At 50.8% G+C, this 11,418-nt stretch carries 8 protein-coding genes; 4 read left to right on the top strand and 4 right to left on the bottom strand.

Annotated features, from left to right (window positions below):
- The first annotated feature begins 157 nt into the window (after positions 1 to 157).
- Entirely contained in the window at positions 158 to 1,396 is a 1,239-nt protein-coding gene (locus tag ACXAF9_RS16930) for an HDOD domain-containing protein (protein ID WP_475076258.1), read from the top strand.
- 88 nt (positions 1,397 to 1,484) lie between these two features.
- Complete coding sequence (gene trmA / locus ACXAF9_RS16925; protein WP_475076256.1) at positions 1,485 to 2,576, top strand: tRNA (uridine(54)-C5)-methyltransferase TrmA; 1,092 nt, start codon at positions 1,485 to 1,487, stop codon at positions 2,574 to 2,576.
- 2 nt (positions 2,577 to 2,578) lie between these two features.
- On the opposite strand, the gene ACXAF9_RS16920 is transcribed toward trmA, so the two are convergent.
- From ACXAF9_RS16920 to ACXAF9_RS16910, 3 genes are all read right to left on the bottom strand, one after another.
- Positions 2,579 to 3,259: a response regulator gene (locus ACXAF9_RS16920; RefSeq protein ID WP_475076252.1), complete on the bottom strand. Its 681-nt coding sequence runs from the start codon at positions 3,257 to 3,259 to the stop codon at positions 2,579 to 2,581.
- Positions 3,256 to 4,896 (bottom strand): sensor histidine kinase, encoded by a 1,641-nt coding sequence (locus ACXAF9_RS16915; protein WP_475076250.1) that lies wholly within the window; start codon positions 4,894 to 4,896, stop codon positions 3,256 to 3,258. The genes ACXAF9_RS16920 and ACXAF9_RS16915 overlap by 4 nt, the downstream gene beginning before the upstream one ends.
- 97 nt (positions 4,897 to 4,993) lie before the next feature.
- Positions 4,994 to 6,277, bottom strand: a complete 1,284-nt coding sequence (locus ACXAF9_RS16910; protein ID WP_475076246.1) for a 2-hydroxycarboxylate transporter family protein — start codon at positions 6,275 to 6,277, stop codon at positions 4,994 to 4,996.
- Between the two features lie 199 nt (positions 6,278 to 6,476).
- Here ACXAF9_RS16910 and ACXAF9_RS16905 point away from each other — a divergent pair, with 199 nt between their 5' ends.
- Both ACXAF9_RS16905 and ACXAF9_RS16900 read left to right on the top strand, forming a co-directional pair.
- Entirely contained in the window at positions 6,477 to 7,130 is a 654-nt protein-coding gene (locus ACXAF9_RS16905; protein WP_475076243.1) for a TetR/AcrR family transcriptional regulator, read from the top strand.
- Positions 7,127 to 10,597 (top strand): acyl-[ACP]--phospholipid O-acyltransferase, encoded by a 3,471-nt coding sequence (locus tag ACXAF9_RS16900; protein WP_475076239.1) that lies wholly within the window; start codon positions 7,127 to 7,129, stop codon positions 10,595 to 10,597. Before ACXAF9_RS16905 ends, ACXAF9_RS16900 begins: the two co-directional genes overlap by 4 nt.
- Positions 10,598 to 10,682: 85 nt before the next feature.
- On the opposite strand, the gene ACXAF9_RS16895 is transcribed toward ACXAF9_RS16900, so the two are convergent.
- On the bottom strand, positions 10,683 to 11,309 hold the full coding sequence (locus ACXAF9_RS16895; RefSeq protein ID WP_475076235.1) for a TetR/AcrR family transcriptional regulator: 627 nt from the start codon (positions 11,307 to 11,309) through the stop codon (positions 10,683 to 10,685).
- Between the last annotated feature and the right edge of the window lie 109 nt (positions 11,310 to 11,418).

The raw sequence follows: 11,418 nt of genomic DNA, 5'->3' as shown, positions 1-11,418 counted from the left end.
TTCAAATTTCGATTCGGTTTGATAAAGAGGCCGATAGTGTAAGACGTTCGCAGCGCTTTATGAATAAAAGAAACGAATTTTATGGAAAGTTTGCGATATATGGTCTAGAAACTCTATTATCGAACGAATGTTTATCTTCTGTTAAGGGAGTAGCGGTATGCAATTAAGTACGCCAAGGATTGCCCAAGACAAAAGCGTGTTGGTCTGCGACTCGGCGGCGATCAGTGATGACGACATTAATTTAGTCGCGGATCTGAACGGCTGGTACGTGTCCAGAGTGCGTTCTGTCGAGCAATTGGTGCAAACGGCGGCCAAAGAATCTTTTGATGTGCTGATCATGGGGTTAACCGAAAACCCCGAAAAAGCGCTGACGGTGTTAGCAGAGCTGATCAAAGTCAGCCCAAAAACCGTGCGCATTGTGATCAGCGGTCATGTCTCGCCTGTGGTCTCAGCGCGCGTGGCGGAGCTGGCGCACACCTCGTTACCGATGGGTGCCAAAGAGGTACAGCTGTCCCAAGCGATTGAGCACGCATTAAAAGTCGTCTCCTTGATCCACAAGCCTGCCTTGCGTGAAGAGGTTGGGCGCATTCAAAAGTTGCCTTCGCTTCCGGAAGTGTACCGCGAGTTAAACGACGCGCTCGTTAACGGCAACGCGAACGCCAAAGAGATTGCTGCCATCATCCAAAAAGATGCGGTGATGTCGGCCAAGGTATTGCAGTTGGTCAATTCGGCCTTTTTCGGTCTAGAGAGGCACATTTATCGCCTGAACGAGGCGGTCACGATTTTAGGTGTACGCCAGATCCGTGATTTGGCGCTCTCGTATCACCTCTTTGAGACCTTTCCGCAAACCAATCAGTGGTCGAGCTTCTCCTTTAATGAGGTGCAATCTCGCTCTTTGACGGTGGCGCGTTTTGCGCAAAACATTTGCCGTGCGGTAAAAGCGGATCGCCACATACAGGGTTTGGCGTTTTTGGGCGGTTTGCTGCACGACTTTGGCATGGTGGTGTTGGCCTCCAACAACCCAGAGCGTTATCACGATGTGATGGAAAAAGCGCAAGAGCTGAATCAGCCTTTGTACGCGGTCGAGAAAATGGAGCTGGGTGTGTCCCATGCCGAAGCCGGGGCCTATCTATTGGGTATCTGGAATCTACCGCCGAAAGTGATCGAGGCGGTGTTGTTCCATCATTTTCCGGCCAGTTCTAACTCGACGGAGTTTGAGCCCTTAACCGCTGTGCACATCGCCGATGCCTTGTTGCCACCGGTAAACAGCGCTATTGATTGCCGCTTATCCAGCCAGCTATCGATGAAGTATCTGGACCGTTTGGGGCTTAAAGGCGAGCTTAACTACTTAGAAATGATGGCCGCTGAATACTGCGACCGCATGGAAACGGCCTAAGCCTAGTTAAAGCGTTTAGAGTCGTTGCACTGGCGCCTGTGACTGATAAAATGCGCGCTCTTTTTTTAATCGCATTTTAGAGGTTTTCATGGCGCTTTCGAACATTCAACCGGACCGTTACGACGAGTTACTCAACGAAAAGGTTGAGGGTGTTCGTCAGCAGTTCGCCGATTTTGATCTGCCCGCCATCGAATCCTTCGATTCCCCTAAAACCCATTACCGCCTGCGTGCGGAGTTTCGTGTTTGGCACGATGGGGATGATCTCTATTATGTGATGTTCGAGCCGGGTGATAACAAAAACCCCATCCGCTTGGATGAGTGCCCAATGGTGGCTAAGCCGATTCACGACTTGATGTTCCCGTTAATCGAGGAGATCAAATCCAACAAGGCATTGCGCTTTAAGCTGTTTCAGGTCGATTTCCTAAGCACATTAACCGGCGAGATCTTGGTGAGCCTACTTTACCACCGTCCCATTGATGATGCGTGGCAAGAGGCCGTTCAGGCGCTCAAGGCTAAGTTTGATATCGATGTGGTGGGGCGCTCGCGCAAGAAAAAAGTGATTCTGGATCGGGATTTTGTCAACGAAACCCTCACCATCCAAGGTAAGCCGTATCACTACAAACAGATCGAGAACAGCTTCACTCAGCCAAACGGGGTGGTCTGCCAAAAGATGATCGAGTGGGCACTCGACATCACTGAAAACGCAAAAGGGGATCTGGTCGAGTTCTATTGTGGTAATGGCAACTTTACTCTGCCATTGGCGCAAAACTTCCGCCGTGTGGTGGCCTGCGAAATCTCGAAAACGTCGGTGAATGCCGCGCGTGAAAACATCGAGAAAAACGCCATCACGAATTTGGATGTGCTGCGTATGCCCTCGGAGGACCTCACCGCCGTGCTACAAGGCCGTTTAGAGACCCGCAAAGTGGCGGGGCTTAATCTGGAAGAGTGCGACTTTACCACAGTGCTGGTGGACCCACCGCGTGCGGGCTTGGATGATGAAACGGTTAAGCAGGTCACCACGTACGACAATATCATCTACATCAGCTGTAACCCTGATACCTTACACGATAACTTACAAACGATTACGCAAACGCACGACATTCAGCGTTTTGCCGTGTTCGATCAGTTCCCTTACACGCACCACCTTGAGTGCGGTGTATACCTCACGCGTAAGGCGTAAAGTTAAGCCTTAAGGGTATGGTAAAGCTGTTTAGGGCGCCCGCCGGTGTTGTAATTCAGCCGCATTGCGACCATGCCTTGCTCTTCGAGGTATTCCAGGTAACGCCGCGCTGTGATGCGACTTAAATCCAGCGCGGTGCCAATCTCTTGAGCCGAGAATGGCTCGCTGCGATTCTTAATGTGCTCGATCATCAAGGCCAAAGTGGTCGAATCGATCCCCTTTGGGGTGCTGCGCGCTTTGGTGCTGCCTTGGTTTTTACGCATCAGATCGTCGATCGCTAGCTGATCAATCTGATCCGACTCTTCAAGCTTATTTTTAAACGCAACCACGTCATCAAGCGCTTGGTGCACCCGTGAAAGCCTGAGTGGCTTCACCAAATAATCGTTCACACCCAGCTGAATCGCTTGCGCGACCGTATTGGATTCACGCTCTGCTGTGGTCATGATGACAGAGCCGGTAAAGTCCGCTTGGCGAATCTCGCGCAGCAAGGTCATGCCATCGCCATCTGGCAAAGAGATATCCAGTAAGATCAGGTCTGGCGCCTGATGCAGATAACGGCGCGCTTCATCCAAGGTTTCGGCGGCCGCGATTACCTTAAAAAGCGGGTGTTGATTGACCGTTTGTTCAAGGGTGTAGCTCGCTTGCTGATCATCCTCAACAATCAAAACAGAATAGTGGGTCATGGTTGTAACTCTTGTTTATCCAAGTACACGCTGAATACGGTGGATTGCCCGGTGCGCTCCCAATCGATGGTGCCATTGTAGCGGTGAACAATACGGCTGACTAAATAGAGCCCAACACCGTGCTCGGTATGGGCCTCTTTGCCGCTGACGCCTAAGTCATAAATACGCTGGGCGATCTTCTCATTTACACCTAAGCCGCTGTCTTCGACGCTCAGCATCAAGTGTTTGTTTCGATCGCTCACGTAAACATTGACCGAAGGTGTGGCGCTTGGGTTGGCTAAGGCGGCTTCAAAGGCGTTTTCCACCAAATTGCCGATGACGGTAATCAGATCATCATTGGCCGCGGGCGGGTAATCGCTCAGTTGGCTGTCTTCATCCAGAGTAAACTCGATGTGCTTTTCTTGGGCAAAGTTGTATTTTGCCAGCAGCATGCCGGCCACTGGGCTGTTTTCGATCCGCTTAATTAAGGTGCCCAGCATGTGCTGGTGTTGGTCGCTTTCTTTTTGCAGGTATTCGACCGCTGATTGCGTTTTACCCGCTTGCAGTAACCCCGAAATGACGTTCAGCTTATTAAAGTGCTCGTGTGTTTTACTGCGAAGCTGATGGGCGTAGGCGGTGGTGCGCGCAAGGGCTTGCTCTAGATCCGACATATCTTGCTCGTGATTAAGCACAATCAAGTAGCCTGAGTTTCCTTGGCTACTGAGCGGATAGAGAGTCACTGCAAAGGTATGGTGCCCCAAAGTGATGGAGTGGCGGTGACGATTATCTAAGGAGTCGACAATCAATAACGATAGGCTTTGTGAGCACTCGTTAAGGGGCAAGCCAATCAGGCTTGCGTGGTTTTGATCCGGGGCAAGCCAATTACTGGCGGCGCTGTTAATGGCGGTGATGCGGTGGTGACGATCAAGGGCGATGATCCCCTCGCGTATTCCGTCCAACAAAAGGCTGTGCTCTTTAAAGCGCTGAACAATCTCTTCGGGCTCGTACGCCAGGAAGGTGCGCTTAAGTTTACTCAAGAGCGATAAGGTCAGCACGATGGCCAGGATATAGATCACCCCAAGCCAGAGCGCTGCTTGAGCGTAGTACTTAAATAAAAGGTCGGTAATGGATTGCTCTAGGTAGCCAATGCTGACCGCGCCGATCACCTCGGGGTTCTCGGTTTGAGTTCCTGATAACTTTGGGGTCATGCTTGGTGCAATGATAGGCGCAAAGTTTCGAATCGCCGACCCCAGCGAGCCAGTATCTACCGTGGTGCGCGTGATGCCTTCGTTAAGGGTGGGGTAGATATCATCACCGATAAAGGTTTTGCCAATGCGCTCAGGCGTTGGGTGGCTTAGGCGGGTCGCGTTTTTGTCGGTGACCACAATGTAAGAGGCATCGGTTTTGGCACGAATCGCCTCAATGTAATCTTGAATCTGTCGCTCCGAGTCGGAGCTTGGGTTGTGCACAGCGTTAATGACGCGCGCATCACTGGCCAGCACTCTGGCAAGTTCGATACCGCGCTGACTCACGCCATCCAAATAGGTTTGTTTTGTTACAAAGACCAAGAGCGTGCCCGATATCGCAATAATCAGGGTAATGGTCAGTAGGATAATGGCGGTCAGGTAGGATTTGAGTGTCATGGTATAGGCGGTCATAGGCGAATACCACCCATTATAGAGTAGGGGAGAAGAGCCCTCAAAGAGGGCCCTTAACGATCATACTTGGCTAACAGTCGGCTAATAGCTGGCTCACTTAAGCCAGCATCTGGATGGCAAAGGTCGCCAGAATCAGCATAAACGCACCGCCGATACGTGATGAGATCTGTGCGAATGGCATTAGCTGCATACGTTTGCTGGCCGCCAGTACCGCTACATCGCCTGTACCGCCCATGTTTGCCATGCAAAGACCGCCCGTAATGGCTGACTCAACCGGGTAGAAGCCCATCATGCGACCAACAATACCAGCACCCACGGCTGCACCTAACACGGTGGCAAAGACCATAGCAAAGTACATAGGGGATAAGGCGTCGATGATCTGGTTAAGATCGGTGTACGCCACACCAATACCCACCAAAAGGGCCGGTGTCAGGTTACCAACCACAAAGGTGTACCAAGCGTGTGCCACTTTCTCGAGGCGCTCTGGCATCAGGCCAGAGACCTTAATCAAAGCAATCGACAAGATCATCAACGCATACGTGTGCATGCTGATCACGGTCGAAAGCAGGGTGCCCAAGAAGAACATGCTGATCGCAATCAGCGCGCCCATGCCAAGCTTAGTGACATCCAAAGGTTCTTTGCTGGTGGTTTCTTTGATTTCAGGGGCATCGCCACGAATCAACTCGCCGTTGCCGGTCCAGCTTGGTTTGATCTGACCCACTTTGTGCAGCAAGCCAGCAATTACAATTGCAATGGCGTTACCAATGGCCAGCGCTGGCACCATCTGTGACATAAGGCTGGAGGCATCCATACCGGTGCGGCCAGACATAATCTCAACCAGAGGTACAGCACCTGCGCCCATGCCGCCGCCCATAATCGGCAGTGCAATCAGCATCAAGGATTCAAACAGATTCTTACCGAAGAAAAGGCCAATCACACCTGCAAACAGGAAGGAGATACCCACAGCGCCCAGAATAACCGGGATGTATTTCAGAGCGGCCTTTTTCAAGGTGTCGGTGCTCATGCCAAGGATAGACCCTGTCACAAGGCTGGCTACATAAAAGGATAAGAATCCACCACTTTTGGTAAAGGTGGTGATCTGCTTTTCAATGTCGCCTGACAAAAAGCCGCTGTGGAATAAGTAAGAGGAGCCAAAGATGACAACAATCGCACCGCCACCAAAGAATTGGTTGATAATCGGGGTTCGGTCACCAAGGTAATTTAAAATAAAACCGACAATAACCATTGCGCCCAATGCGCCAATCATGCCGCCCGGTAGTTGGTTAAAGAAGGTTGCTGCCAGAATAACAAACGCCGCGATCAAAAGGACGATTTTGACCTCACGTTGGTCGTTGGGTGATACAACTTCGTTAGTGATCATGAAGGATGCTCTCTAAAGTTTGTGATTATTATTGGCGCGCAGTCTACCAAGCTCTTCTTGGGGTAGAAGCGCAAAGAGCGTTAAGAAAGTAAACGACCCTTTTGTAACTTTTGTAAATGATTAGGTCGCGGTACTTGCTTATTAAACGGTGTTCAATTAACCTTTGTGAACACTGTTTAATTAATTTTGAGCTTACTCTATGGCCAGAAGAAACGACCACAGTAAAGATGAGATTCGCCGCTTGGCGATCGATGCCGCGTTTGTGCTGTTAAACAAGCAGGGCATCGAGGGGGTGACGGCGCGTAAAATTGCCGCCGAGATCGGCTATTCGGCCGGTTCCTTATATCAGGTGTTCAGTAACTTAGACGAACTGTTCTGGGAACTTAATCTGCGCACCCAAACTAAGTTAATGAATACCTTGAAAACGTCCGTCAGCGGGCAGTCGTTATCGCCCAAGGCATTGCTGGTCAGTTACGCGACGGATTACTTGGCGTTTTCGAAAAAGCACTCTGATGAGTGGTCACTGTTGTTTGAGCATCGCTCGTCGGTGCAATCGCAGCTGCCTCATCAAATGATCGATCAAATCGATGCGCTGTTCGCCCTGGTCGAGCAGCCGCTCAAAACGTTAAAGCCCAATGCCGATTCGGCGTCGTTGTCGTTGGCGGCAAAAACCTTATGGAGTGGCGTGCACGGAATCACAACACTCTCGGCGCATCACAAACTGTTTCTACCTGTGGAGGGGCACGAGTCCGCTATGATCAATCAACTGGTAAGCCATTTTCTGACCGGGTGGTGCTCGCAAGAGCCGATGGTTACCAATGACCCAGTCCAAGGAAAGGAGATCGCATCATGATCAAGCTGTTGGCCCAAAAAGGGTTTGTTCCATTTCTGTTGGTGGCTTTTCTTAACGCCTTTGTCGATTTAGGCCATAAGATCATCATTCAAAACACGCTGTTTAAGTCCTACGACGGTGATCAACAAATCATCTTGACCGCGATTGTTAACGGATTGATTTTACTGCCCTTTATTTTGATGTTTTCCCCCGCAGGCTTCCTGTCGGATCGCTTTGCAAAGCGCAACGTGATGCGTTGGTCGGCCCGATTGGCCTTTTTGATCACAGGGGGGATTACGCTCAGTTATTACCAAGGTTGGTTTGAAGTTGCCTTTGGCATGACCTTTGTTTTGGCACTGCAAAGTGCGCTGTACTCGCCTGCTAAATACGGCTACATCCGTGAACTGGTGGGGGAGGACCACATCAGTGAGGGCAACGGCTGGATGCAGGGCGTGACTATGGTGGCGATCTTATCGGGCATCATTGTGTTCTCGTTGTTTTTTGAACAGTACCTTGCAGGCCTGGCTGCCAGTGGTATGGCGCCTGGCGAGATTCTCCAGCATGTGGCGCCTTTAGGGTGGTGTTTGATGGCGTTTGCTGGGTTAGAAGCGCTGTTTGCACAGGGCTTACCCAATACGCAAAGCAGCGGCGTGGCCGAACCCTTTGATCGCGCACGTTATTTAAAAGGCGAGATGCTAAAAGACAACATCAAGGTTGTAAAACAACGCCGTCGTATCTTCTTATCGATTCTGGGGCTCGCGGCTTTCTGGACGTTAAGCCAGATGATGTTAGCCATCTTCCCGACCTATGCCGAAGAGGCCTTTAAACAAAGTAATACCTTCTTAATCCAAGGCACCATGGCTTTGGCCGGTGTCGGCATTATGCTGGGGTCGGTGATTGCGGGGCGCTTATCGGTTGGGCACATCAACACAGGGTTGATCCCGCTGGGTGCGATTGGCGTCATGTTAGGATTGTGGTTTTTACCTTCAGTCGAGGGGTTGTGGGGCGCGTCCTTCTGCTTCTTGTGCATCGGTTTGTCCGGTGCCTTGATGACCATTCCGCTCAATGCCTTAATCCAGTACCACGCACCCGATGGTATGTTGGGCAAAGTCTTGGCGGGCAATAACTTTGTACAGAACATTGCGATGATCTCGGGCCTTGCGATTACCGTCGTAGCGGCTTTGATGGCGGTGGATGCTCTTTGGTTGTTGGTAGGTCTTGCCTTAATGGGAACCGTTGGTGCGTACCATGCCGTTCGCCAACTGCCCGAGGCCTTGATTCGGGTGTTGGTATCGATTGTGATCCGCCGCAAATATCGACTCAATGTCGAAGGGCTAGAGCACTTGGCGAAAGATGGCCAAGGCATGCTGCTGCTCGGTAACCACATCAGCTGGCTGGACTGGGCGATGATCCAGATGGCGTGTCCACGCCATATCCACTTTGTGATGGAGCGCTCCATCTACGAGCGTTGGTACTTCCGCTGGTTCCTAAACCTGTACAAGGTAATCCCTATTTCGGGCGGCAACAGCCGTAAAGCGCTGGGCAGCGTGCACGAAATTCTCAAAGAGGGCGGTGTGGTTTGTTTATTCCCAGAAGGTGCGATCAGCCATACCGGTCAGCTAGGCGAGTTTAAGAAAGGCTTTGAGCGTGCCGCAGCCGACAGCGGCGCGGTGATTGTGCCCTTTTACCTACGCGGTTTGTGGGGCAGCCGTTTCTCGCGCTCGGGCAGTAAGCTTCAAGCCTTTAGCCGTGGCGGAGTTAAGCGCGATGTGATCGTTGCCTACGGCGAGCCAATGAGCTGCGATGCCAAAGTGGCCGAGGTTAAACAGCGCGTGTTTGAGCTGTCCATCACCGCTTGGCAGCGCTATACCGACACCATGAGCTGCCTCGATGCCGCCTTTGTAGATGGCATGAAAACAGGCAATACGCCTTGGGTGATCAGCGATGTAGAGGGGCAGCCACTCAGTGCGCAACGTATGCTGACGGCGGTGCTCTTGTTCCGTAAGTGCATTGCGAAGTTAAAAGGCCAAAATGTGGGTGTTTTGGTGCCGACCAGCTCCGGTGGGATGATCGCCAATATGGCGGGTTTAATGGCGGGTAAAACCGTGGTTAACCTGAACTACACCGCGTCTGAAACGGCGATTAAAGCGGCGTTAAAGCAGGCTGAAATCCAGAGCGTTGTGACCTCTAAGCAGTTCCTGATTAAGCTGAAAGCACGTGGCTTTAAAATTGAGGAGTGGATTCAAGGCTGCGACATTATGCTGCTCGAAGAGGTCCGTGATTCGATCACGCCGTTTGAGCGCGTAACCACCTTGATCAAAGCTGTTGCGCTGCCATCGGCGGTACTAAAAGCCCTGTATTGTCGTTCTCGTCAATTGGATGATACCGCCGCGATTCTGTTCTCTTCCGGTAGCGAAGGCTTGCCAAAAGGTGTGATGCTAAGTCACCGAAACTTTATGGCCAACCTTAAGCAAATTGCCGATGTAATCAACATGCGTGATGACGATGTGATGATGGCTTCGTTGCCGTTATTCCACGCCTTTGGTTTGACGGCTTCTTGCTACATGCCGTTGATTTCGGGTCTGCCGGTGGTGTGTCAGCCAGACCCAACCGATGGCTTTGCGGTGGGTAAAGGGGTGGCGCGCTTTAAGGCAACGCTGCTGTTTGGTACATCGACCTTCCTGCGCTTATACACACGCAATAAAAAGCTGGTGCCCGAGATGTTCCAATCGCTTCGCATCGTGATTGCCGGTGCCGAGAAGCTTCAAGCCGAAGTGCGCGAGCAGTTCGAAAACCGCTTTAAAGCGAACATAGTGGAAGGGTACGGCTGTACCGAAACCACTCCGGTGGCTGGTGTTAACTTGCCCGATCACCTAGATACCCAGTGGTGGCGTGTGCAGGTCGGTAACAAGGTCGGTACCGTGGGTATGGCGCTGCCGGGTTCTATGTTCCGCATTGTGGACCCCAATACCTTTGAAACACTGCCAACAGGCGAGGCTGGACTTATTTTGATTGGCGGTACGCAAATCATGAAGGGCTATCTCAATAACCCTGAAAAGACCGCGTCTGTTATTGTCGAGAAAGAGGGCATTCGCTGGTACAACACAGGCGACAAAGGCCATCTGGATGAAGATGGGTTCCTGACGATAGTAGATCGTTACAGCCGCTTTGCAAAACTCGGTGGCGAGATGATCAGCTTGGCCGATGTCGAGCAGCGCATGCGCGACGTACTGGGCGCTGAAACGCCACTGGTCGCGGTGAATTTACCCGACGAGAAAAAAGGCGAGAAAGTGATCGCGCTGGTCGAAGGTGATCACGATGCAAAAGAGATCCGTCAAGCGCTGGTGGACAGCGGCATGCCGGGGCTATTGATGCCATCGAGTATCTTTGTGATCGATCAAGTCCCAGTACTTGGCAGCGGTAAAACCGATTACGGTACGTCTAAGAAGCGCGCCATTGAATTGCTAGAAGGAAAAGACGCAAGCTAACGCTTTAAACAGCGTCGCAAAACGCTTTAAGTAAGTCATGTTAAAGCGCGTGGTTAATCACTTAACCGCGCGCTTTTTTTATACATCAGTTTTTAGATTGATGGAGGATTAAATGCTTAATGAAGTTCACAAGCTCATCTTGAGGTTGTGAAAATATAGGCTTAATGGGGGTCGGTAGGTCAGGGTTTACAATCATCAGCATCATGCAGGGCGCCAACAAGGTAAACAGCGCGTAGGTGCCTTTGATATCATCATCTTCATCGGTCAAATTACAGGCTTTCATCATAATTTTTTTGATTAAACCTGCACGCACTTGGGCTTGTTTTGCCAGAACCGTTGTGATCAAAGGGGAGGGGCTTACGATTTCTCTGGCCCAGACTTTTCCGTGCCAACTGCGATTTTCCACTACGTTTGCGACTAAATGACGAATCAGTCGATCCAGTTTCTCTTCGTGAGTACTTGGACTTTCATCAAGCTCGCGCAAAAAATCCAAATTCAGAAAATGCTCAATCGCTTCAAAAATGATCAGCTCATAAAGGCCATCTTTACCATTAAAGTGGTAATTGATTGCGGCTGTGCTCACACCGGCTGCGTTGCAAATATCCTTTGCCGAGGTGTTGTGATAGCCGCTTCGCGCGAACCGCTCGGCCGCTGCTGCTAAAATTCTTTTCTTGGTTTCTTCGCCGTCCGCGCGATTTTTTCGAGTGCTCATTCTACAACCACATGGCTTACATCAATGATCAGGCACTTTACCCATCCATTAGTTGAAATTCAAATTTAAATTTAATAAGGTGGGCTCTCAACACTTAATCAAAAATAAA

Source organism: Neptunomonas sp. ABH4_499, assembly GCF_056160565.1.
This window is presented reverse-complemented; position numbering and strand designations above follow the sequence as displayed.